The following is a 22,128-nucleotide window of genomic DNA, read 5'->3' as shown; positions in this document are numbered from 1 at the left end:
AAGCATGCTTTTGAACGCGTTAGAAGCGGCAAATGCGCATGGATGCAAGATGCGGCAAAAGCCTGCCTTGAAATTGGTTCACTTTTGCCCCATTTCTGGGGAGGAGCGCGGACTTGCGCTTTTAGAACAAATCTGGAACAAGCTGAACTATGTCACTCACCCACATCAAGGTGCGCGGTGCGCGCGAGCATAATCTCAAGGGCGTCGATATCGACCTGCCGCGCGACAAGCTCATCGTCATCACTGGGCTGTCAGGTTCGGGCAAGTCCAGCCTCGCATTTGACACCATTTATGCCGAGGGGCAGCGCCGCTACGTCGAGTCGCTATCAGCCTACGCCCGCCAGTTTCTGGAAATGATGCAGAAGCCCGATGTCGAGCATATTGAGGGGTTGTCCCCCGCCATCTCGATCGAGCAGAAAACTACCAGCCGCAACCCGCGCTCGACGGTGGCGACCGTGACCGAAATATACGACTATATGCGGCTTTTGTGGGCGCGCGTGGGTGTGCCTTATTCGCCCGCGACGGGCCTACCGATCACGGCGCAGACCGTCAGCCAGATGGTCGACCGCGTCATGGCCTTGCCCGAAGGCACACGCGCCTTCCTGCTCGCGCCAGTCGTTCAAGGCCGCAAGGGCGAATATCGTAAGGAACTCGCCGAGTGGCAGCGCTCGGGCTACACCCGCGTACGCATCGACGGCGAACTCTACGCCATCGAAGAAGCACCCGCGCTCGACAAGAAATACAAGCATGACATTGAAGTTGTGGTTGACCGCATCGTCGTCAAAGACGGCATCCAGCAACGCCTCGCCGAAAGTTTTGAGGCGGCGTTGAAGCTCGCCGATGGGCTGGCCTTTGTCGATCTGGCTGATACGACCGTGGCGGAGTTGCAAACCACCAACGCTGACAGCGTGCCAACCACATTCGGCGAAGCGCGCGCGACTTTTGTCCCCGCGCCGAACGTCACTGGCGGCGCGATGAAAGGCACTGGCCTGCCCGCCAACCGCATCGTGTTTTCGGAGAAGTTCGCCTGCCCAGTCTCGGGCTTCACGATCGCCGAAATCGCGCCGCGCCTGTTCTCGTTCAACGCCCCGCAAGGCGCCTGTCCGGATTGTGACGGCCTTGGTGAGCGGCAGGAATTTGACCCGCAACTGGTGGTCCCCAACGAACATCTGTCGTTAAAAAAAGGCGCGATTGTGCCTTGGGCAAAATCCAACCCGCCAAGCCCTTATTATATGCAAGTGCTGTCCAGCCTAGCGAAAGCTTATGGGTTCAGCCTTGAGTCGACTTGGGAAGATTTGGCGCCGGACCAGAAGCTTATCATTCTGCACGGCACCGGCGGCATGCCCGTTGAGCTGACCTTCAAGGACGGACGCAAGGAATATACCGTCCGCAAGGCGTTTGAGGGCGTCATCGGCAACCTCAACCGCCGCCTGCTGCAAACCGACAGCGCGTGGATGCGGGAAGAATTGTCAAAATATCAAACGTCGCAACCATGCGAAACCTGCCACGGCGCGCGGTTGAAGCCGGAGGCACTCAGCGTCAAAATCGCGGGCGTCGATATCGCCACACCCACGAAAATGAGCGTCGGTGACGCGCTGGTCTGGTTCGGCAGCGTTGACCAGACGCTGACCAATCAGCAGCAGCAAATTGCCAAGGCAATCCTTAAGGAAATCAACGAACGGCTTGGCTTCCTCAACAATGTCGGGCTGGATTATCTCAACCTTGACCGGACTAGCGGCACCTTGTCCGGCGGCGAAAGCCAGCGCATCCGCCTCGCCAGCCAAATCGGCTCCGGCCTGTCGGGCGTGCTCTATGTGCTCGATGAGCCTAGCATTGGCTTGCACCAGAAGGACAATGACCGCCTGCTTGCAACGCTGCGCCGCTTGCGCGACTTGGGCAACACCGTCATCGTGGTCGAGCATGACGAAGACGCGATCCGCACTGCAGACTGGATCGTTGACCTTGGCCCCGGCGCTGGCGTCCATGGCGGCACGGTCATGGCCGAAGGCACGTTGAAACAAATCCTGAAATCGAAAGACAGTCTGACCGCCGCCTATCTCAACGGCACGCGCGAGATTGCGGTCCCCAAGACACGCCGCAAGGGCAATAAGAAGAAGCTGACCGTCCACAACGCCCGCGCCAACAATCTGAAGAATGTCACCGCGAGCATTCCGCTGGGCACCTTCTGTTGCATCACCGGCGTATCGGGCTCGGGCAAGTCCAGCTTCACCATCGACACGCTCTACGCATCGGCAGCACGCAGCCTGAATGGCGCGCGCGTGATCGCCGGCGCGCACGACAAGGTCACTGGCCTTGAACATTGCGACAAGGTGATCGACATCGACCAATCCCCCATTGGCCGCACGCCAAGGTCAAACCCGGCGACCTATACCGGCGCGTTCACCAACATCCGCGACTGGTTCGCGCAATTGCCCGAAAGCGCCGCGCGCGGGTACAAGCCGGGGCGTTTTTCGTTCAACGTCAAGGGCGGGCGCTGCGAAACCTGCAGCGGCGATGGCCTGATCAAGATCGAAATGCACTTCCTGCCCGACGTCTATGTGACGTGCGAGGAATGCAACGGCAAACGCTACAACCGCGAAACACTGGAGGTCAAATGGAAGGGCCTCTCCATCGCCGACGTACTCGACATGACGGTGGAGGACGCGGTCGAGGCGTTTAAGGCCGTCCCCCCGATCCGCGACAAAATGGCGATGCTGGCGGAGGTTGGCCTTGGCTATGTCAAGGTCGGGCAACAGGCAACGACCCTATCGGGCGGCGAAGCGCAACGCGTCAAACTCGCCAAGGAACTCAGCCGCCGGTCCACGGGCCAGACGCTGTACATCCTCGACGAGCCAACAACCGGCCTCCATTTCGAGGATGTCCGCAAACTCCTCGAAGTGCTCCACCGTCTGGTCGAACAGGGCAACAGCGTTGTGGTCATCGAACATAATCTCGACGTCATTAAGACGGCGGACTGGATCATCGACATGGGTCCCGAAGGCGGCGTTAAGGGCGGCGAGATTGTCGCCGAAGGCACGCCGGAACAGGTCGCCAAGGAACCAAGGTCATATACCGGACATTATCTCGCGCCCATGCTTGCGAAAGCAAGCTAGGGAGCGCCCGCCGGAGCCTTGGCGAAAGTGGATGCTTGCGAAGGCGAAGTAACCCAAATCCTCCCCTGCAGGGGGAGGTGGCAGCCCGAACGGCTGACGGAGAGGCCAGCAACGAGGAAGTTGCGCAGGGGCGACAAAGACGGAAACAACGCAAGGCTATTTCGGGGATTACGCACCTGTCACCGTAATTTGCCAAGCATAGTGAAAAAGTCTTGACGGTCCATTGTTTATAACAGCGGATCGGTGACAGATGCAACAACCCCTATACAGGTTTCGCTTGCAATGTAGGATTTGCTTTGAGATTCTGTGCTTCAGGCCCACAATTGGTGCGCGACCCGCTCTTTGAACATATTGATCCCCATCCCGGCTTTCGGACCCGGTAAGCCAACCTCTCAATGTTGAAGTAAGTTTACAGAAATACCGTATTTTCCGCACAAGTTTGTAAACTTAGGGAATGACGGTGAAAGGAGCGATACCCCCTAAACCTGCGCTTTTCTCTGTACCGAAAGTAAGAACCACCCCCACACGCCCCCTCGCCAACGCAAGCTTGGCCGTGTAAACACTTCCCATCACGCCCCTGTCACGCGCTGGTCATCATGGTCTGCGATTGGGGGCCAAGCTTTTTAAGGAGTATAGCATGCGTAAACTGTCATCCGCCCTATTGGCGTCCTGCCTGATCACCGCGCCGGTTATGGCCCAATATGCGGTGCCCCCTGCGCCTGCGCCTGCGTCGGCGTCGGCGACGACCGTCCTCCCGCCCGCGCGCGCCATCGGCACGCCGCCGATCACCACCAGCGAAGGCTATTTACAAGCGGGCGCAGCTGAACTTGCACGGTTGGAGGCGGACAAGCCCAACAATCGCAAGGCGCGCAATGTCATCCTGTTCATCGGTGACGGCATGAGCGTCACGACATTGACCGCTGCGCGCATTTTTGAAGGGCAGCAAAAGGGCGTCGACGGCGAATCCTATGTCGCGCAAATGGACCGCTTACCGCACACCGCCTTGGTCAAAACCTATTCACATGATGGCCAGGTGCCCGACAGCGCACCGACCGCAACCGCGATTGTCTCCGGCGTCAAAACGCTGAACGGCGTCATTGGCATTGGCCCGCAAGCCATCGAGGACAATTGCAAGGCGAGCGAGCCGTATAAAGTTAAATCCTTGTTCGAAATGGCCGAGGATAAGGGATATGCCACGGGCATCGTGTCGACCGCGACCATCACCCACGCCACGCCCGCAGCAACCTACGCCCACACCGCGCAACGCGATTGGGAGGTCGATGCCAATATGCCCGCCGCCGCCAAGGCCGAAGGCTGCATCGATATTGCGCGGCAAATGGTCGAATGGCCGCATGGCGATGGCTTTGAGGTCATGTTGGGCGGTGGACGTCAGCATTTCATGCCCAACACCGCTGCTGACCCCGAATATGCTGGCAAAATGGGCAAGCGCGCCGATGGCAAGGATCTGACCGCAAGCTGGTTGGCCGCCAACCCCAAAAGCGCTTATGTCTGGAATAATGAAGGCTTTGCCGCGGTCGATGCGAAAAAGACGAGCAAGCTGCTTGGCCTGTTTGAACAATCGCACATGCAATTTGACGCCGACCGCACCGCGACCGGATCAAAAGAACCATCGCTCGCCGAAATGACAACCAAGGCGATCACGATGCTGTCCAAGAACCAAAAGGGCTATGTCCTGATGGTCGAGGCAGGCAAAATTGACCATGGTCACCATGCCGGCAACGCCTATCGTGCGTTGCAGGATACGGTTGCGCTGAATGATGCGTTGAAAGCGGCGATGGACAATGTCGACCTCAGCGATACGCTAATCGTCGTCACATCGGACCATAGCCACGTGTTCACCATGGCGGGCTATCCCGAGCGCGGCAACCCGATCCTCGGGCCTGTGGTTGACCAGAAAGGCAAATCGACTTTGGCCTTTGATGGCAAGGGCTACACAACCTTGGGCTATATGAATGGCCCCGGCGCGGTCACGACATTGCCGCGCCCCGACCCGTTGAAAGAAGATACGCAGACGCTGAATTACCGGCAGCAGGCGTTGATCCCGACCGGTTCCGAAACGCATGCGGGCGATGACGTTGTCGCCCGCGCCGCTGGACCAAAAGCGCATTTGTTCAAAGGGACGATTGAACAGAACACGATCTTTCAGATCATGCGCGCGGCATTAGGTTTTAAATAGGGGCGCGTTTCAAATAAGGCGGGCTTGAAAAGCCCGCCACGCTGCCCACATTTCTTGTTCGGGGGTTTCTGGACAGAGGAAAAGCCATGAAACGAATAATCACAGTTGCGTTGTTGCCCCTCGCGCTGGCCGCATGCGGCGAAGGCGGGGCATTGAACGATACAGTGAAGGTCATCGTGCGCGAGTCCATCATCGCCACCTGCACCACCGCCGCCAGCGAACAAATCCCCGAGGGCATTCAGGTCGACGTCAATCAGGTCTGTGGCTGTGCAGCCGGCAAGGTTATGGACGGCAAAAGCGTATCCGACCTTGTCGCCAATCCGCCCAGCCCATCCGAGGGCATTGCCAAATTACAGGCCTGTTTAAAAGAGCTTGGGCCCGTGACGGTCAATCCAGCCGCAGGATGAAGCGCAAACAAAACCCCGTCCGGGGGAGGGTTCCGGACGGGGTCGGTTTAGCCCTCAATCGCCTGCTAGGGGGCAGTTGAGGACGTTCACTCAGGCCGCCGAAACGACCCAAAAGCTTATGGCATTACGACAGTATCGACGACGTGGGCCGTACCATTCGACGCAACCACGTCAGCTTCGGTTACGGTTGACTTCCCGCCCTTAGCATCGGTCAGGACAATCTTGTCACCAGCCATGCTGGCTTTCAGGTTGCCGCCATTCAGCGTCTTGATGGTTGCAGTGCCCTTGCCGTCTACGATCATCTTGGCAAGATCACCCGACTTCACATTGCCAGCGACGACGTGATATTTCAGTAAAGCCGCAAGCTTGTCCTTGCTTTCCGGCTTCAACGGGCCATCAAGCGTTGCCTTATCCACCTTCGCAAATGCGTCGTTTGACGGCGCAAAAACGGTGAATGGACCGGTGCCCGACAATGTTTCGCCAAGGCCAGCAGCGGTTACTGCGGTGACAAGTGTCGATAACTGCGGGTTTCCTTGCGCCAATTCTACGATGGTCTTGTTGCCCATTGGTTCACTGGCAACCAGAGTGTCAGTTGCCATTGCATCGTTCTGGACAACTTCGGTGTCCGTTGCTGCTGGCGCTTTTTCGCTGCCGCTGCAGGCCACTAAGGCAAGCGCGGACAGACCGGCTGCCCAGGTAAGTGTTAATTTCTGCATCATCTAAATCCTTCCGTGTGATCCCCTCAACGCAAAAGAACGCGCGACGAAGGCGAAAGGGTGCATGGCAAGAAAATATATAATTGGGCTTTCTGTCCGGGTCGATATACGGGCGCATGATGATTGGCCTTGCCCCTGTCCTGCGCACAGCGACAACTGCCCTTGGCAGCATTAGCCCAACGCCGCGCCTTGATGCGGAGCTTTTGTTGGCCCACGCGCTTGGTATCAATCGGTCAGCGATGCTGCTGCGGCAGGACGAACTTTGTGTACCGGACAGTTTCGGCGCGCTACTCGCCCGGCGGGTTGCCGATGAACCAATAGCCTATATTACTGGCACGCAAGCGTTCTGGGACATTGAATTGCACGTCACGCCCGATGTCCTTATTCCCCGCGCGGACAGCGAAACCTTGCTTGAGGCGGCAATAGACTGGTTTGCGTCTAACGAAGCGCCTTCCCGCATCGCAGACCTTGGAACAGGCTCCGGAGCGTTACTACTGGCGGCGCTGTCGATATTTCCAAATGCGCAAGGATATGGCATGGACGCCAGCCAAGCGGCACTTGCCGTAGCGCGCGATAATGCCGAACGCTTGGGCTTTGCCGACCGAGCGGAGCTTGCGCACCGCGATTGGACAAACACAGGTTGGCAGGTTGGATTAGGGGTGTTTGACCTCATCCTGTGCAATCCACCGTATATTGAAGACGGCAAACAGCTTGCCCCAATGGTGTCTGCGCATGAACCGCATAATGCCCTGTTTGCGGGCGCAGATGGACTGGATGATTACCGACTTTTGATCCCACGATTGGGCGCGTTACTTGACCCGCGTGGGGTCGCGTTCTTTGAAATTGGCTATAATCAGGCAGAATCAGTTCAACGACTTGCCTCAGACGCCGGTTTTCTCACAGAACTGCGCCATGATCTTGCGGGCAATTCGCGCGTCATTCGCTTTTCGCTTGGAATCAAAGAATAGTAAGACTAGGACGTAATGGCATCGCAGCAAAAACTCCGGTTTAACGGTCTTTTAGCGCGAAGCCGCCCCCCAGCGCAGATGGACAAATTGACAGGGTCGATGCTGACCCTAGCGCAACCCAAACCGGGTTCAGGGGTTCCATGTAACATTAAGTGCCAAAACAGAGGACGGGTCAGCCCTGATGAATACCAACAACAGGCAACAGCAGAATAACAACAATCGTCGCCGCGGTCGTAATAACAACAGCAACAACAACCGGCAACAGAACAACAACCGCAGTGGTTTTGACTATCAAAATCTGATTGATAATCGTGCGCGCGGCAACGCAGCGCAGATGCTCGAAAAATACAAGAAACTGGCACAAGATGCGCAGTTTAATGGCGACCGTGTCAATGCAGAATATCACCTGCAATTTGCCGACCACTATTTCCGTGTGCTCGCAGATTTCCGCAGCCGCCAGGAAGCACGTCAGGAACAGCAAGGCGAACGCCGGCCACGTGACGACGCGCGCGATGACAACCGCGACGATTGGCAGAATGACGATCGTTCGACCAATTATGATCGCTCACCAAATTATGACGATCATCCATCGTCCGGAAACGCAGAAGCCGCATCCGATGAGGACTCAAGCGACAGCGATCAACGCGACCAACGCGAAACGCGCGCCGGTCGCCCGGAACGCAGCGAACGTCCTGAGCGCAGCGAACGCCCCGCAAATAGCCGGAGCGCAAATCGAGGCCCACGCCGTCATCACAGCGAAGACCATGATGACGCTCCTGCTGGCCTCGACCTTGCAGTCTTGCCGCCTTCGATTGCAATATCGTCAAGTGAGGATAACAGCGCAGGTGAAAAGCCAGCCCGCAAGCCGCGTACGCGCCGGGCAAAAGCAACTGGTGATGAAGAGGTTTCAGCCGCAGCAGAATAATCGTGTGGAAGCTCCGCGAGGGCGCTTCAACTATAATCTGTCGGCTAAAGGCGAGCAGATAGCTTGAGGAACACCGTTGCGGTCAGGCCCTCAGGCAATGTCCGTAGCTTATGCTCATCGTCAAGTGCGACGAAGGTGAACAGACCTTCTGTGACTTTCACCTCTTGCTGGCCACGCGCACGCGTTGCAATCACCTCGACCCGAACCCCCATTGAGGTACGCCCGCGCCGCTTGGAAGATTTTGAATACTTTCGGTCAACGGTCGACTTCGTCCGCAAATGGATCGTCAATAGCCTCATCATGTCCCGAGCCGCTCGATAAAAATACGAGGCCCATAAGTGCAGCCGTAAGCATGATGGCGCCAAAAATAGCGCCTGCGGTCGCAATGAAAAAGTGGATGGAAACCATACCGTTCTGCCACCAGAAGGTGCCCAACGCCGCGACAGTAACAATCAATGTCACGCCGAACATCCAGCGCATGAGTCGCCAATATCTCTGCCAAGCAAAGCTAGCATATAGGGGATCATCGAGGCGGGAGGGACGTGTCATGTCTTGATAAGTCCGCCTTATGCTATAAGTTCCATCCGGGGCAAGAACATAGGGAGAGAGTCGATGACGATTTCTGCAATACTGGCCAATCACCGTCCGGACGTGCTGACGGCATCACCGGATGAAAGCGTGGGAGATCTCGTGGTTCGTTTGGCGGAGAACCGGATCGGCGCACTTCCTGTGATAGACGGCAAGTCCGTTATCGGCATTTTCTCCGAGCGCGACATTGTCTACGGGGTCGCCAAGCATGGCGCAGCCTTCCTAACCAAGACGGTTGCGGATACAATGACCGCACCTGCCATATCCGTCACGCCTGATACGGCAATACTGTACGCGTTATCACTCATGACCAAACGCCGCATCCGCCACTTGCCAGTTATCAAAGATGGTGCCCTTGCTGGCTTTGTGTCCATCGGTGACTTAGTAAAGCACCGGATCGAAAAAATTGAAGCCGAAGCCGCGGCCATGCGCGATTATATAAACATGGCATGAACGGGGCGCCACTACCGCCATTGACGACTAACGAGGTTGTAAGGGCGTAGCGGCGCCAGCCGGCGGCTTTGTCACCGGCGGGGCCATAATGTTATTAGACGGCACATATACCGGCTTGAGCGCATATTTCATGTTCCAGTCCGCCAAGTCGCCTTGGTACTTCACATAGGCATCATAAAAATTCACGAAGAGAGTATCTATATCGGTCAGGCCGCCCATGGCATATTCGGCCAAGGCTTCCTTCGGCACCTGATTAGCCTCCGTCAGCTTGCGCAGTGACATGTCGCAATATTGAGCCCGTACTGGCGGCAGAGCGAAGTAATTGTACAAATCGGTCAAGTTCGTGTCGCGAATGCGCAAGCCGTTTTGCGTGGGGTAACGCTTCACATATTCGCGATCGACTGCCTTGCTGGTCTTTGACAACAGCACCTTATGGATAACGATGAACCTGTTATATTCCTTCGCAATTTGTCCCCAAACTGGCCCTTGGCAATTAAGCGCGGCAACATTCATGGCTGACCGAAAATGCCAGATCTGTTCATCGCGGCTAAGACCGCGATTGGGCGTAACGCGAACGCCATCCAAGCCGATTGGCGGAATAGTTATTGATACAGCAGCACCACCGGGCGGCAGAGGCATCGCAGGCGTAGCTGGAGACAGAGGTAGAGGAATGGGCAGTGGCGCCACCTTAACTGGCGCAGGCGCGCAAGCTGCGGCTGCACCAACGAGGATGATGGCTGCAAGATTCTTAACGCCCCAGCGCATTATTTAGTCTCCGGTTTGGTGAAACTGATTCCAACAAGATTTTACAAGGAAAGAAAAGCCCTGTTCGACAAAATCCCAAAGAAAATAGCCCAGCGGTTTCCCACTGGGCCATCATTTTCTGTCCAAGCTTAACCGCTGATGATTATTCGCGGCTACCAAGGAAGCTAAGCAAAAACTGGAACATGTTGATGAAGTCGAGATACAGCGTTAGCGCGGCCATAACCGCAGCTTTGCCAATCATTTCTGGACCTTGCAGGTAGAAATACTCGCTCTTGATACGCTGTGTGTCATAAGCCGTCAGACCTGCAAAGATGAGCACACCCGCAGCGCTGATCACCCAATGAAGCGTATCAGAACCAAGGAAGATGTTTACGATAGATGCCACGATCAAGCCGACCATACCCATCACGAGGAAGCTTCCCCAACCGCTGATGTCCTTCTTTGTAGTGTAAGCCCAAAGGCTAAGCCCAGCAAAAGCTGCGGAGGTAGCAAAGAATGTCTGTGCAATGGATTCACCGGTGAACATCATGAAGATGCGCGCCATCGAAAGGCCCATCAGGACTGCAAAACCCCAGAACATTGCCTGAAGCGTTGACGCCGAGAATTTGCCCTGGCCAAAACTCATCGCCAGTACAACCACCAGTGGCGACAAGATAATCACCCAGCTCATGATGCTTGGGTTAGTCATTAGGTTTTGCGCCAACTCGGTTTGCGCAAACAGCATCGCGACGACGCCGGTGAGCAGTACGCCCGACGCCATATAATTATAAACCTTGAGCATGTGCGAACGCAGACCGGCGTCAAAAGCGGCGTCACCGGCGCGTGAGCCGACACCTGCAAGACTTGACTGGGCCCCGGTTACCCGCGGATCGGACCACTGTGCCATGACTTATTTCTCCTCAAAACACGGCACTATAGCCGCATGAACATGATATTGGAGGAAATCGTCCCAATTTCAAGTAAAACACGACATACAAATAATGAATTTTTTAAACCAATCCAGCCACCGCAAGTTGAATTGTAATTCATGTTGCGCCCATTGCCCGTTGTGCTAGCCCTGCCCTTATAAGTCGATAACCGCGTTTGAGGGAGAGGTCAGTGAGTGGGACGGTCGAAGGCGAACGGAACAAGTCGGCTCCCGTAGAGCGCGACGCACCTTCCCCAGAGGCCAGCAGCTATAGCTGGTATGTCCTGATGGTACTGGTTGTCGTCTACATTCTCAATTTCATCGACCGGCAAATTCTAAGTATTTTGGCTGTTGATATTAAGGCCGACCTTGGCCTGACAGACGCCGACATGGGGTTTTTGGGAGGTGCTGCCTTTGCGGTTTTTTACGCCTTATTCGGCATTCCGCTTGGGCGGCTCGCAGATAACTGGAGCCGCGTGAAGCTGCTTTCGATTGGCCTTGCCTTATGGTCAATTATGACCGCCCTATCTGGCTTTACGCGCAACCAAGCAGAATTGACCATGGCGCGCATGGGCGTAGGCGTTGGGGAAGCAACCGCAAGTCCGACGGCATATTCGCTGATTTCTGATTATTTCCCGAAAAGGCAGCGCGCAACCGCGCTCGCGATTTACTCGTCGGGACTGTATATTGGCGGAGGTGTTTCACTTTTTCTTGGCGCACTCATTGTCCAGAGTTGGAACGCGGCTTACCCGCAAGGTGGCCCGCTTGGACTATCTGGTTGGCATGCGGCGTTCGTCGCCGTTGGTATTCCGGGCGTGCTGGTCGGGTTATGGGTCGCTTCATTGCGTGAACCCGTGCGCGGCGCGATGGATGGCCTTGTTACCCCGGCGCATCCCACCCCATTCAGAACATTCGCGCAAGACCTTTCGATGATAGTCCCGCCCTTCACCCTTTTGGGTGCCTATCAGCGTGGTCCTGCAGCACTCGTCATCAACCTTGCAACCGGAGGCGCGATTGCTGCTTTTGCTTATATGATGATCCAACTCACAGGCAATTTCCCGCAATGGTCGGCTGTTGGCTTTGGCTTCTACGCGGTGTTCTCATGGGCATCATCGCTGCGCGCAAAAGACCCAGCGACCTTCCGTTTAATTTGGGGCACGCCAGCATTTATCTGTACCACCATTGGCTATGGCCTGGTGGCTTTAGCTGCCTATGCACTTACCTTTTGGTCAGCACCTTATGCGGAAACGGTTTTGGGCCTACCCAAGAAAGAATTGGCCTTCATCCTTGGCGCAAATGGAGCCCTCAGCGGATTTTTGGGAGTTATCATAGGCGGACGGGTCGCAGATGCGTTGCGTAAAAAGAATCCAGCGGGTCGCATCCTCGTCGTCATCATGGGCGTCGTGGGCCCCATTATTCCCATTGGCATTGGGTATACCACCGATAACGTGATCTTGTTTTATGTAATGAACTTCGTCGCCGTCATGCTCGGTGCGACGGCACTTGGCGCGGCAGCAGCCACCACGCAGGACCTGGTGTTGCCACGGATGCGCGGCACAGCGACCGCAGCGTTCTTCTTGGGCACCACGCTCGTTGGCTTGTCCTTTGGGCCTTATATTGTCGGTCAGATTTCCGATCTCGCTGGAACAATGGTCGATGGAAAGCTGGTGGGTGACTTGCGCGTCGGCATTTTGTCGCTGATCGCGGTCGCGCCTGTCGCCTTGGCTTTGCTAATCGCCGCATATAGGACGGTGCCCACCGCGGAACGGACAATAGTTCAGCGTGCCCGTGACGCAGGAGGGCCGGTTTAATCAAACGATTAAATTCGGCTTGACGCCCATGTCAACTTACTGCCATTGAAGTGCGCATAACCGCAGGCCCATTTTGCAGGGGATTTTCACATGTCACTCGATACCATTCCACGTACCGCTTATAATGAAGATCATGAGGCGTTTCGCCAGTCAGTACGCCTGTTCCTGCAAAAGGAAGTCGCGCCAAATGCGAAAAAATGGCAGGAAGCTGGAATTGTCGATAAATCCATCTGGCCCAAAGCGGGCGCAATAGGAATGCTGTGTCCAACTGCCCCAGTCGAATATGGCGGTCTTGGCCTGGACTTTGGTTACAACGCAATTGTCGATGAAGAATCGGCTTATTATGGTGGCGTTACAACCGGCTTTTCATTGCAGTCTGACATCGTCGTAAACTACATAACCAGCTATGGCAGCGAAGAGCAGAAGAAGCATTGGTTGCCCAAGATGATCGCTGGCGAAGTGATTACCGCGATTGCGATGACCGAGCCCGGCACTGGAAGTGATCTGCAGGCGATGAAGACCACTGCCAAGAAAGACGGCAATCATTATGTTATCAATGGCAGCAAAACCTATATCACCAATGGCCAGAATGCCGACCTGATCTTGGTCTGCGTAAAGACCGACACAGAAATTCAGCCAGCCTATAAGGGCATGTCGATCGTGCTTGTCGAAGCGGAGCGTGAAGGTTTCAAGCGTGGCCGTAACCTGGATAAAATTGGCATGGATGAGGCCGACACGTCGGAATTGTTCTTCGAAGATGTTCGCGTCCCCATGACTAACTGCTTGGGCGAAGAGGGCAAGGGCTTCATCTATCTGATGAGCGAACTACCGCAGGAGCGCCTTTCGATCGCTGTTTCATCTATGGCGAGTACACAAAAGGCGTTTGACGAAACTGTCGCTTTTTGCCGCGACCGGATCGTCTTCGGCAAACCATTGCTGGATTTCCAGAACACCCGTTTCGTTTTGGCTAATATCAAATCCAAGTTGCAGGTGGGCTGGGCGCATCTCGATTGGGCATTGAACCGCCATTACAAAAAAGAACTGACTGCTGAGGAAGGCGCGGCTGCCAAATTGTGGCACACCGACCTTCAGTGGGAAGTCGTTGATGCCTGCCTGCAATTGCATGGCGGTGCCGGGTATATGAACGAATATCCTATCGCCCGCATGTGGCGCGCCGCACGCGTAACGCGCATTTTCGGCGGCACGAACGAGATCATGAAAGAACTTATCGGTCGCGGTCTTTAAACACCGAGAACATCATTATGCTGAACTTGTTTCAGCATGATGCACAGCAGTTTGTCATCCTGAAGCAATTTCAGGGTGACGAATTTTATTGAGGTTCCTTCCTATGCCCAAGCCGCAAGCATGGCAGCTTGACCCAGCCAACTATCCATTCAGCCACCGCACAGAAACACGGTTTGCAGATATGGATTTGCTTGGCCACATCAACAATGTCGCGATGGCTGGATTGTTCGAGCATGGTCGCGGCATGTTTAATCACGCAATTGAGGTCCAACGGCGAGCGCCGGGGCAACGCTGGCTGATTGTCAGTGTCGCGATTGAGTATATCGCCGAGGCGCATTTCCCCGCGCATGTCGACGTAGCGTGCGGAATTCTGCGCGTGGGCGACAGCAGTTGGCAGATCGCGTCTGCAGCCTTTCAAGGCGGCGAGTGCAAAGCGACTTGTATTACGACTATCGTGCTGACCGACGAAAAAGGGCCAGCGCCTTTACCGAAGGACCTGAGAGAGGAATTTGAACGGCTGAGCGTTAAGACCGCTTAATCGGCAAACACCCCCGGCCTCTTCTGCATTCCCGCCATAACAGCTTCGACCTGATTGGGCTTGCGGATAACGCGGGCCTGGCGGACGCTTTCGGCAATCAATATCGTGTCTTCGTCCATATCGGCATATTCATTGAACAGCGCCTTTGCCTCGCGCATCGCCTCTGGGTTGCGGTCCGCAATCTCGCGGGCAATCGCCAAGGCACGGCTGTGGGGGTTTTCATCCACGAAGGTGGCAAAGCCCAAGCTGAACGCCTCGGCCCCCGAAAACTCGCGGTTAGTGTATGTAAGCTCGCGCAGCATATCCTCACGCACCATGCCACGCCACAAGGCATAGCCACCCATATCGGGGATAAGGCCCCATTTCATTTCCATCACGGCCATCCGCGCATCTGGCGCGACCACGCGGATGTCAGCACCACTGGCAATTTGCAATCCGCCGCCAAAACACACGCCATGGACAGCCGCGATGACTGGCATTGGAAGTTTGCGCCAAAGCATCGCGACTTGCTGGAATGTGTTGGCGTTGCCATGCGTCCGGTCGGCCAGGCTGCCCATCCCGCTGTTCGCACTCGCCCCACCATTCGCCATGCTGGCCATATCAAGCCCGGCACAGAAGCTGCGCCCTTCGCCCGACAGAACCACCGCGCGCACGCCCTTCAGGGCTGCAAGCTCTTCACCTGCAGCGATGATCCCCTGAAACATCCCTGGATCCAGCGCGTTCATCTTGTCCGCGCGGGTAAGCCGGACGTCTGCGACGTGATTGTCGATAGAAATGGAAACGCGGTCGTTCATGCAGGGCTCCTGTTCAGTGCAAATTCTACCAGTGGTAATTGGTCATTGCCAAAATACATTTTCGTGGTGTCTACAAATATCGTCGGCGATCCATAGCCGCCGCGCGCGATAACCTCATCGGTGTTGGCACGCAGACGGGCCTTAACCGCGTCAGTCTGTGATTCAGCGCGCATCGCTTCGCCGTCGAGGCCGACGCTGTGCACTACGGCGACCAAAACATCGGGATCGTCGAGATTTTCCTGCGCGCCAAAATAGCTTTCAAACGCGGCCCGCGTGAACTTTGCCAGTGCTTGCTGATCACCCTCCAACGTACATGCCATCCGCATTGCATTGATACTTTTTGCAGGATGAAACGCGCTTGGGAAATTGATTTCGATGCCCGCCAGCGCCGCCCAATCCTTCATCACGCGCCAACTATGTTTGAATTTGGGGTTATCCGCCGATTCTCGTGCAGCATATACTGACGGATTGACCGCATTGAACACACCGCCAACCAATATCGGCCGCAAGCGCACTGGCGCGCCAGTGCGTTCCATTACGCCTGCAAGATTGTGGAAAGCGATATAGGTCCACGGGCTTGAAAGATCATAGAAAAATTCAATGCGGTTGCCGCCCATATCACTCTCCGTTCACGTGATGTGCAATAGCATTGCCGTTGAGTAATTGAAGCCGAATATTTCAGTCTGCGGCGCTTGGCCATAGGTTCCTGCGCTTGTCCCTGAATTTGCACCATTTGCCTTACTTATGCTTGACCATAGCCTGTCTTAATTTGACTTTAACCAAAACGCGTTACAGGTACGGAGGCGCTAAGACGCCCGATTGGTTGGGGACAGGGTCGTGGATTACACATTTGATGTTTGAAGGCGGAGACACACGGCTATCTACGCCTGGTGGGGATGCCGCCATTATGCTGCCTAACTCCATCACCACATCAATGCGGCACAGCCCCGAAACCCCCACTTCTGGGGTAAGCTGGCGTACGCGTCTTGCGAATTTCGATCTTGTGCCGGACCTTGGCGAGGATATCGGCTCAGTCCGCTGGTTCCGCGGTCTGGCTACCTTGACTTTGTTAAGCGTTGCCGCGCTTGCACTGGCTCCCGATTATGGTCCAATCTATGGCGCAGAACCATCAATGCCGACAGACGCCGAGTTTGAAGAAGCCCGTGCGCAGATGATCATGCCCATCGCGTATGGCAGCGACAGCGGCAAACGTATGGCCGCCACCGACGCTGTCGTCGCGCTAGCCGGTAGCCCGGAGCGGCCGCGTATCGAACTCACCGCATCCTTGGGCCGCGGTGACAGCTTCGCCCGCATGCTGCAACGCTCTGGCGTTGGCGGCGACGAGGCAGCGAACGTCGTCAATATGGTGTCAGCGGTTACCACTTTATCCGACATTGAACCTGGCACACCCATTGATATCGTGCTTGGCCAGCGGCAGTCCAAAGACCAGGCACGACCGCTTGAATCGGTTGCGTTTCGCGCACGCTTTGACCTCAATCTTGAAATAAACCGTGAAGGCGGCAGCTTAAGACTGAACAGGAAGCCAATTAACGTCGACAACACACCGTTGCGTATTCGTGGAACGGTAGGCAGTCAGGGCATTTACCGTTCGGCACGGGCGGCGGGTGCACCAACCGCGGCTATTCAGGATTATCTGAAGGTTATTGCCGCGCGGGCACCATTATCATCTATTCGCCCCACCGATGAATTCGACATCATATTGGACTACAAACGCGCCGAAACCGGCGAGGTCAAAGTAGGCAATCTGGTATATGCCGGCGTTGACCGTAATGGTAAAACCGCGATCCAGATGTTGAAATGGGCAGTAGGCGACAGCAGCCAATGGTTTGAGGCATCTGGTGTTGGCGAATCCAAAGGCGCGTTCAGTAGCCCCGTTAACGGCGGAGTAACATCAGGATTTGGTAGCAGGCGGCACCCGATCTTGGGCTATATGCGCATGCACAGTGGTCTTGATTTCAAGGCTAGCTATGGCCAACCAATCTTTGCCGTAACCGACGGCGTCGTTGCTTATGCAGGTCGCAAAGGTGGATATGGCAATTTTGTGCAGCTCAATCATGCCGGCGGCCTTGCCAGCGGCTATGGCCATATGAGCCGGATTGCCGCGCGTCCCGGCAGCAGAGTGCGTCGCGGGCAAATCATTGGCTATGTGGGATCAACTGGCCTGTCGACTGGTCCGCATTTGCATTATGAACTGTATCGCAACGGGCGGGCTATAAACCCGATGTCAGTCAAATTCACACAACGCGCGCAGCTTTCGGGCAGCGACCTCGCGCGGTTTAAGGGCAGCCTCCAGCGCCTGAAGTCGGTAAAGGCAGGCGCAGCACTGACACCGTTGCAGACTGCACCAAAGAAAGACGAAGCGCCCAAGCGGGAAATCGACCGGCTAACGTTTCGGGATGGCCGCTTGCCGACCAGCGGATAAGGCGTTGAGGATATGGACCATCGACGCTAAGTGGAGTGGATGACCGATATATCTTCTTTTCCAAACAGCCGCCTGCGCCGCACCCGTAAAACTGGCTGGAGCCGGGCGATGGTCTGCGAGACCATGCTTTCTCCTGCCGATCTCATCTGGCCATTATTTGTAACCGAAGGGCAGGCCGTTGAAGATCCGATCTCGACGCTTCCGGGCGTTTCGCGCTGGTCAGTCGACCAGATTGTCATGCGCGCTGCCGAAGCTATTGAATTGGGCATACCCTGCATCGCATTGTTCCCAAATACGCAGGCTGACCGGCGCAGTGATGACGGTGCCGAGGCGTCTAATCCCGATAACCTCATGTGCCGCGCCATTCGTGCGATCAAGGAAGCGCATGGCGACCAGATTGGCGTCCTCACCGATGTCGCGCTTGACCCGTATACCACCCATGGGCAAGACGGTTTGATCGATGATGACGGCTATGTCGTGAACGACGAAACCGTCGCGGCACTCGTGGACCAAGCGATCAATCAGGCCAATGCAGGCGCTGATATCATTGCGCCAAGCGATATGATGGATGGACGTGTGGGCGCCATTCGCAAGGCGCTTGAAATGAACGGGCACCATAATGTCCAGATCATGTCCTACGCCGTCAAATATGCCAGCGCCTTTTACGGCCCGTTCCGTGATGCAGTGGGGTCACGCGGCCTGCTAAAGGGTAACAAGAAATGTTACCAAATGGATCCGGCCAATAGCGACGAAGCCATGCGCGAAGTGGCAATGGATATTGCCGAAGGCGCGGACAGTGTCATGGTAAAGCCGGGTTTACCTTATCTAGATATCGTTCGCCGCGTGCGTGAACGTTTTGATGTGCCTGTGTTCGCATATCAAGTGTCCGGCGAGTATGCGATGATTGAGGCCGCCGCCGCAGTGGGCGCTGGCGACCGCGATGCACTTGTGCTCGAGACGCTCATGGCGTTCAAGCGCGCTGGATGTTCAGGAATACTAACCTATCACGCGGCATTGGCGGCGCGTTTGCTTAAAGGGTAACGCGTAAACGCAACCGCCCTCCGCACTTTAAGCTATGGAAAAACAAATGACCAATCCCCGCCCAGATGTCAGCATCATCACGTTGAATGGCAAAAGTCCGCAAATTCACGATAGTGCCTTCATCGCGCCGGGTTGCCGAATTATCGGTGATGTTACCATCGGCGCAGAGGCCAGCATTTGGTACAATTGCGTCATCCGTGCGGAGGTAAACCGTGTGGTTATTGGCGCGCGGACAAATATTCAGGACGGCAGCATCATCCACTGCGACGGCCCCATGCCGGGGGTCGAGGACGGCTTTCCAACCATCATCGGCGATGATGTGCTCGTTGGGCATAATGTTATGCTGCACGGTTGTATTTTGCATGATCGTGCCTTTGTCGGCCTATCCGCGACCGTGATGAACGGCGCAGTCATTGAAGGCGATGCGATGCTGGCCGCTGGCGCGATGCTAACACAAGGCAAGAGGATCGAGGCGCGCCAATTATGGGCAGGGTCGCCAGCACGCTTTGTCCGTGAACTTGACGACGCCGCCATCATGGGGATGCGGCTTGGCGTTGCGCATTATGTCCTCAACGCCAAGGCTCATGCCGCTGCCATCTCCGAAGCTTAAAACTGCGCGCGAATTGTGAAGCGACCGTTGATCGGCGCGCCCGTTGAGATATTGTTATTGTTGTGCGCGTCCGAATAATAATTGGCGTCAAACAGGTTTTCGACGTTCATCTGCAACTGCACCGTGTCGCTTACGTCATAAAACAATGCGGCATCAATCCGCGTGAATGCAGGTAGCTTAGTAGTGTTCGCGGTCGTCCTTATGGCGGCAAACTGGCTCGATTGATGGATGATCCCAAGACCGACCGCAAAATTGGAATGGAGGTCATAGCGGTTCCACAGGCTCGCCTGTTGTTTGGGTACTTGCCCCAAACGCACGCTGTCATTGCCCACCAATTTGGCGTCTTGATAGCTGAAGCCGCCATGTACTTGCCATTGGGACGTAATCTTACCCGTCGCTGCCAGTTCAACGCCTTGCGTCCGGGTTTTGCCAATGTTGATACTCTGCAACGGGTTAAGCGGGTCAGGCGTAGTGGCGTTGCTGCGTTCCAGCTGAAAGGCCGCAAACGTAAGGTTCAAATTGGGCTGCACATCCCATTTTGCGCCTACTTCATAGTTCGTGAATTTCTCCGGCGCGAGGTTTTCCTGTGAAACCGTCAGCGATAAAAACTGGTCGCCTGAACGCGGCAGGAAAGACTGGCTGTAGCTGCTGTAAAGCGAGATATTTTCCTGCGGCTTAAAGATGACACCAAGCCGTGGGCTTACCTTTTCATCCTTACGGGCAAAGGGCCGGTCGATTGCGGGAAGCAAATCCGTACCGCTGATGTCGAAACTATCATAGCGAAGGCCAGCGACAACATCGATATGGTCGCCAAGGCTGATCTGGTCCTGAACATAGACTGAGGAGAAGGTGACATCTGACACAGTGTCACGTGTCAGCATGTTGAAGGCTACGGTCGGGAATACCGGATTGGCAAGGTTCAGCGTGCTGCTGGAAAGCGCGCCGTTGAAACGGCGGTTTGCGGATTGCTGGTCACCATATTCGGCGCCAATAAGAATTTTATGCGCCAAAGGACCGGTTGCGACATCCCAGATCAGATTGGCCTGCGCGATGAAATTTTCCCGTTGTGTCGGGTCGCTGTACGCGGCCAAGGCGACGGTGCCATTCTGGGCACTCGCGGCACCATTTGCATAGACGTTCACATAAGTCTTGTCATAGTCGCCATATAACATCGTCCCGCTAAAGCTGAGGTTGGTTGCCAATTGGCCATCAAGCCGAAGCTTTGCAATTTGCGCCTCAAATCGGGTGCGGTTAACGCCGGGCGTGCCAAAAAACTGGTCACGATAGCCAGAAATGGGCCGGTTCGGTTGGCCTGCCGCGGTCGCGACGGACGGGATGCCTCGGTCTGTTGTGCGGTCGTCATTCACATATTCATAGGAGAACCCGAGCTTCCAAGCATCGTTGAGGTTAAAAGCGATATAGGGATTCCATGCATAGCGTTCTCCGCCAACATAATCGCGGTGGCTGTCGAGATTTTCGTAGACCGCATTGATCCGCACTGCTGCGGCCCCACTTAACGGCGTGTTCAAATCTACCGACGCATCATATGCCCCAAAACTGTTGATGCTGGCTGGCCCGGCGTAAATGAAATCATCGATCACAGGAGATTTCTGAACACGGTTGATGATACCGCCGCCGCCGCCACGACCAAAGATCAACGCATAGGGCCCTTTGAGTATCTCGACGCGCTCAATGTTATATAGGCCGCGATAATATTGCACGTCGTCACGAACGCCATCGAGGAAGAAATCTGCGGTGGTGTTTTGACCACGCAAGGTAATCTGGTCGCGATTGCCCTCACCCTGCCCCACAGTAGTGCCCGGTATGTAGCGCAATATGTCGGCCAAAGAATGGTGCGCCTGATCATCCAATTGTTCGCGGGTCACCACATTGATTGTCTGGGGAATGTCGATCAGCGGCGTATCAGTCTTCGTTGCCGTGACCGAGTTTGATGCAAGATAGCCATCATCCATGCCGGTAACGATGATTGTTCGGCTATCATCGCTTGCATCAACATCATAAGCAGCTCCTTCGGCAAAGACTGGTTGCGCGCATAAGGATGCTGACAACACAGCGATAAGCGACGAGGACAGCCGGAACATAAAAAAACCTTTTATTGAGAATAGTTCGCAAAATCGATTTCCGGCACCTATTGAGAATCGTTATTATGTGCAACTAAAAATTTTGCCAATTTTGCCAATTTTGGTTTGTTTTTGGTACAGGGACACTTAGGTGCGGAACCGATTGTGACCTCTTAGGAAGAACTCGAAAAATGCACGCAACAATCTGGCACAATCCCGATTGCGGAACATCGCGCAAGACGCTTGCCATCCTTCAGGAAACAGACGGCGTCACAATTGACGTCATTGAATACCGCAAACAGCCATTTGACCGCGCAACGCTGGTCAAGTTGTGCGCCGACGCGGGACTAACGCCGCGTGAAGCACTTCGGACACGCGGCTCACCCGCCGAGGAACTGGGTCTTATTGATGGCGCTTCGGCAGACCATATTCTCGACGCGATGGTAGAGCATCCCATTTTGGTCGAGCGCCCCTTTGTACGAACCGATAAAGGTGTTCGTCTTTGCCGCCCTCAGGACATAGTGCG

Annotated in this window: 21 protein-coding genes; 13 read left to right on the top strand and 8 right to left on the bottom strand. The window is 55.5% G+C overall.

Features of this window, described 5'->3' with window-relative positions:
* The first annotated feature begins 149 nt into the window (after nucleotides 1-149).
* The 3 genes from uvrA to ACIQ2T_RS03495 all read left to right on the top strand — a co-directional run bounded on the left by uvrA (nucleotide 150) and on the right by ACIQ2T_RS03495 (nucleotide 5,717).
* Nucleotides 150-3,113: an excinuclease ABC subunit UvrA gene (gene uvrA / locus ACIQ2T_RS03505; RefSeq protein ID WP_397589597.1), complete on the top strand. Its 2,964-nt coding sequence runs from the start codon at nucleotides 150-152 to the stop codon at nucleotides 3,111-3,113.
* A 637-nt stretch (nucleotides 3,114-3,750) separates the two neighbouring features.
* Nucleotides 3,751-5,310: an alkaline phosphatase gene (locus ACIQ2T_RS03500; RefSeq protein WP_397589596.1), complete on the top strand. Its 1,560-nt coding sequence runs from the start codon at nucleotides 3,751-3,753 to the stop codon at nucleotides 5,308-5,310.
* A gap of 86 nt (nucleotides 5,311-5,396) precedes the next feature.
* On the top strand, nucleotides 5,397-5,717 hold the full coding sequence (locus tag ACIQ2T_RS03495) for a hypothetical protein (protein WP_397589595.1): 321 nt from the start codon (nucleotides 5,397-5,399) through the stop codon (nucleotides 5,715-5,717).
* A gap of 116 nt (nucleotides 5,718-5,833) precedes the next feature.
* Here the strand turns inward: ACIQ2T_RS03495 and ACIQ2T_RS03490 are convergent, their stop codons facing one another.
* On the bottom strand, nucleotides 5,834-6,436 hold the full coding sequence (locus ACIQ2T_RS03490) for a fasciclin domain-containing protein (protein ID WP_397589594.1): 603 nt from the start codon (nucleotides 6,434-6,436) through the stop codon (nucleotides 5,834-5,836).
* Between the two features lie 116 nt (nucleotides 6,437-6,552).
* Here ACIQ2T_RS03490 and prmC point away from each other — a divergent pair, with 116 nt between their 5' ends.
* Nucleotides 6,553-7,401, top strand: coding sequence for a peptide chain release factor N(5)-glutamine methyltransferase (gene prmC, locus ACIQ2T_RS03485; RefSeq protein WP_397589604.1), 849 nt, complete (start codon nucleotides 6,553-6,555; stop codon nucleotides 7,399-7,401).
* A gap of 181 nt (nucleotides 7,402-7,582) precedes the next feature.
* Complete coding sequence (locus ACIQ2T_RS03480) at nucleotides 7,583-8,326, top strand: DUF4167 domain-containing protein (RefSeq protein ID WP_397589593.1); 744 nt, start codon at nucleotides 7,583-7,585, stop codon at nucleotides 8,324-8,326.
* 44 nt (nucleotides 8,327-8,370) lie between these two features.
* Here the strand turns inward: ACIQ2T_RS03480 and ACIQ2T_RS03475 are convergent, their stop codons facing one another.
* The gene (locus tag ACIQ2T_RS03475; RefSeq protein ID WP_397589592.1) at nucleotides 8,371-8,538 is read right to left on the bottom strand and encodes a hypothetical protein; all 168 of its coding nucleotides are present in this window, start codon (nucleotides 8,536-8,538) and stop codon (nucleotides 8,371-8,373) included.
* A gap of 43 nt (nucleotides 8,539-8,581) precedes the next feature.
* Nucleotides 8,582-8,806 (bottom strand): hypothetical protein, encoded by a 225-nt coding sequence (locus tag ACIQ2T_RS03470; RefSeq protein WP_397589591.1) that lies wholly within the window; start codon nucleotides 8,804-8,806, stop codon nucleotides 8,582-8,584.
* Between the two features lie 132 nt (nucleotides 8,807-8,938).
* Between ACIQ2T_RS03470 and ACIQ2T_RS03465 the strand changes: the two genes are divergently transcribed.
* Complete coding sequence (locus tag ACIQ2T_RS03465) at nucleotides 8,939-9,367, top strand: CBS domain-containing protein (protein WP_397589590.1); 429 nt, start codon at nucleotides 8,939-8,941, stop codon at nucleotides 9,365-9,367.
* Nucleotides 9,368-9,394: 27 nt separating this feature from the next.
* Here ACIQ2T_RS03465 and ACIQ2T_RS03460 read toward each other — a convergent pair whose 3' ends face one another.
* Nucleotides 9,395-10,132: a hypothetical protein gene (locus ACIQ2T_RS03460; protein ID WP_397589589.1), complete on the bottom strand. Its 738-nt coding sequence runs from the start codon at nucleotides 10,130-10,132 to the stop codon at nucleotides 9,395-9,397.
* A 142-nt stretch (nucleotides 10,133-10,274) separates the two neighbouring features.
* A complete protein-coding gene (locus ACIQ2T_RS03455; protein ID WP_397589588.1) occupies nucleotides 10,275-11,018 on the bottom strand; it encodes a Bax inhibitor-1 family protein in 744 nt (247 codons plus the stop codon).
* 212 nt (nucleotides 11,019-11,230) lie between these two features.
* On the opposite strand from ACIQ2T_RS03455, the gene ACIQ2T_RS03450 reads away from it, so the two are divergent.
* The 3 genes from ACIQ2T_RS03450 (at nucleotide 11,231) to ACIQ2T_RS03440 (ending at nucleotide 14,633) form a co-directional block, all read left to right on the top strand.
* Entirely contained in the window at nucleotides 11,231-12,850 is a 1,620-nt protein-coding gene (locus ACIQ2T_RS03450) for a spinster family MFS transporter (RefSeq protein WP_397589587.1), read from the top strand.
* 90 nt (nucleotides 12,851-12,940) lie between these two features.
* On the top strand, nucleotides 12,941-14,095 hold the full coding sequence (locus ACIQ2T_RS03445; RefSeq protein WP_397589586.1) for an acyl-CoA dehydrogenase family protein: 1,155 nt from the start codon (nucleotides 12,941-12,943) through the stop codon (nucleotides 14,093-14,095).
* A 103-nt stretch (nucleotides 14,096-14,198) separates the two neighbouring features.
* Nucleotides 14,199-14,633 (top strand): acyl-CoA thioesterase, encoded by a 435-nt coding sequence (locus ACIQ2T_RS03440; protein ID WP_397589585.1) that lies wholly within the window; start codon nucleotides 14,199-14,201, stop codon nucleotides 14,631-14,633.
* Here ACIQ2T_RS03440 and ACIQ2T_RS03435 read toward each other — a convergent pair.
* Both ACIQ2T_RS03435 and ACIQ2T_RS03430 read right to left on the bottom strand, forming a co-directional pair.
* Nucleotides 14,630-15,427, bottom strand: coding sequence for a crotonase/enoyl-CoA hydratase family protein (locus tag ACIQ2T_RS03435; RefSeq protein ID WP_397589584.1), 798 nt, complete (start codon nucleotides 15,425-15,427; stop codon nucleotides 14,630-14,632). The genes ACIQ2T_RS03440 and ACIQ2T_RS03435 overlap by 4 nt on opposite strands.
* Nucleotides 15,424-16,044: a 2-hydroxychromene-2-carboxylate isomerase gene (locus ACIQ2T_RS03430; protein ID WP_397589583.1), complete on the bottom strand. Its 621-nt coding sequence runs from the start codon at nucleotides 16,042-16,044 to the stop codon at nucleotides 15,424-15,426. Before ACIQ2T_RS03430 ends, ACIQ2T_RS03435 begins: the two co-directional genes overlap by 4 nt.
* 236 nt (nucleotides 16,045-16,280) lie before the next feature.
* Between ACIQ2T_RS03430 and ACIQ2T_RS03425 the strand changes: the two genes are divergently transcribed.
* From ACIQ2T_RS03425 to ACIQ2T_RS03415, 3 genes are read left to right on the top strand one after another with little or no spacing between them, the layout of a single operon-like run.
* Nucleotides 16,281-17,870 carry a M23 family metallopeptidase gene (locus ACIQ2T_RS03425; protein ID WP_397589582.1) on the top strand — a complete coding sequence of 530 codons (1,590 nt, stop codon included), beginning with the start codon at nucleotides 16,281-16,283 and terminating at the stop codon, nucleotides 17,868-17,870.
* Between the two features lie 39 nt (nucleotides 17,871-17,909).
* Complete coding sequence (gene hemB, locus ACIQ2T_RS03420; protein ID WP_397589581.1) at nucleotides 17,910-18,911, top strand: porphobilinogen synthase; 1,002 nt, start codon at nucleotides 17,910-17,912, stop codon at nucleotides 18,909-18,911.
* Between the two features lie 46 nt (nucleotides 18,912-18,957).
* On the top strand, nucleotides 18,958-19,521 hold the full coding sequence (locus tag ACIQ2T_RS03415; protein ID WP_397589580.1) for a gamma carbonic anhydrase family protein: 564 nt from the start codon (nucleotides 18,958-18,960) through the stop codon (nucleotides 19,519-19,521).
* Here the strand turns inward: ACIQ2T_RS03415 and ACIQ2T_RS03410 are convergent.
* Entirely contained in the window at nucleotides 19,518-21,623 is a 2,106-nt protein-coding gene (locus ACIQ2T_RS03410) for a TonB-dependent receptor (protein WP_397589579.1), read from the bottom strand. The two genes, ACIQ2T_RS03415 and ACIQ2T_RS03410, sit on opposite strands and share 4 nt — an antisense overlap.
* A 170-nt stretch (nucleotides 21,624-21,793) precedes the next feature.
* On the opposite strand from ACIQ2T_RS03410, the gene ACIQ2T_RS03405 reads away from it, so the two are divergent.
* Nucleotides 21,794-22,128 (top strand): arsenate reductase family protein (locus ACIQ2T_RS03405; protein WP_397589578.1); only part of this gene is annotated, 335 nt, incomplete at its 3' end.

The organism is Sphingorhabdus sp., from assembly GCF_044357595.1.
Lineage (GTDB): Bacteria > Pseudomonadota > Alphaproteobacteria > Sphingomonadales > Sphingomonadaceae > Sphingorhabdus_B.
Note: the sequence above shows the minus strand (reverse complement) of the source record. Positions and strands in the feature narration are given on the sequence as shown.

Coding starts and splice junctions, on each gene's coding strand:
- ACIQ2T_RS03460 (WP_397589589.1), bottom strand. CDS start 10,132: ATGCGCTGGGGCGTTAAGAATCTTGCAGCCATCATCCTCGTTGGTGCA.
- ACIQ2T_RS03455 (WP_397589588.1), bottom strand. CDS start 11,018: ATGGCACAGTGGTCCGATCCGCGGGTAACCGGGGCCCAGTCAAGTCTT.
- ACIQ2T_RS03495 (WP_397589595.1), top strand. CDS start 5,397: ATGAAACGAATAATCACAGTTGCGTTGTTGCCCCTCGCGCTGGCCGCA.
- ACIQ2T_RS03445 (WP_397589586.1), top strand. CDS start 12,941: ATGTCACTCGATACCATTCCACGTACCGCTTATAATGAAGATCATGAG.
- ACIQ2T_RS03470 (WP_397589591.1), bottom strand. CDS start 8,806: ATGCGCTGGATGTTCGGCGTGACATTGATTGTTACTGTCGCGGCGTTG.
- uvrA (WP_397589597.1), top strand. CDS start 150: ATGTCACTCACCCACATCAAGGTGCGCGGTGCGCGCGAGCATAATCTC.
- prmC (WP_397589604.1), top strand. CDS start 6,553: ATGATTGGCCTTGCCCCTGTCCTGCGCACAGCGACAACTGCCCTTGGC.
- ACIQ2T_RS03440 (WP_397589585.1), top strand. CDS start 14,199: ATGCCCAAGCCGCAAGCATGGCAGCTTGACCCAGCCAACTATCCATTC.
- ACIQ2T_RS03500 (WP_397589596.1), top strand. CDS start 3,751: ATGCGTAAACTGTCATCCGCCCTATTGGCGTCCTGCCTGATCACCGCG.
- ACIQ2T_RS03410 (WP_397589579.1), bottom strand. CDS start 21,623: ATGTTCCGGCTGTCCTCGTCGCTTATCGCTGTGTTGTCAGCATCCTTA.
- ACIQ2T_RS03415 (WP_397589580.1), top strand. CDS start 18,958: ATGACCAATCCCCGCCCAGATGTCAGCATCATCACGTTGAATGGCAAA.
- ACIQ2T_RS03490 (WP_397589594.1), bottom strand. CDS start 6,436: ATGATGCAGAAATTAACACTTACCTGGGCAGCCGGTCTGTCCGCGCTT.
- ACIQ2T_RS03465 (WP_397589590.1), top strand. CDS start 8,939: ATGACGATTTCTGCAATACTGGCCAATCACCGTCCGGACGTGCTGACG.
- ACIQ2T_RS03430 (WP_397589583.1), bottom strand. CDS start 16,044: ATGGGCGGCAACCGCATTGAATTTTTCTATGATCTTTCAAGCCCGTGG.
- ACIQ2T_RS03435 (WP_397589584.1), bottom strand. CDS start 15,427: ATGAACGACCGCGTTTCCATTTCTATCGACAATCACGTCGCAGACGTC.
- hemB (WP_397589581.1), top strand. CDS start 17,910: ATGACCGATATATCTTCTTTTCCAAACAGCCGCCTGCGCCGCACCCGT.
- ACIQ2T_RS03425 (WP_397589582.1), top strand. CDS start 16,281: ATGTTTGAAGGCGGAGACACACGGCTATCTACGCCTGGTGGGGATGCC.
- ACIQ2T_RS03475 (WP_397589592.1), bottom strand. CDS start 8,538: ATGGGGGTTCGGGTCGAGGTGATTGCAACGCGTGCGCGTGGCCAGCAA.
- ACIQ2T_RS03480 (WP_397589593.1), top strand. CDS start 7,583: ATGAATACCAACAACAGGCAACAGCAGAATAACAACAATCGTCGCCGC.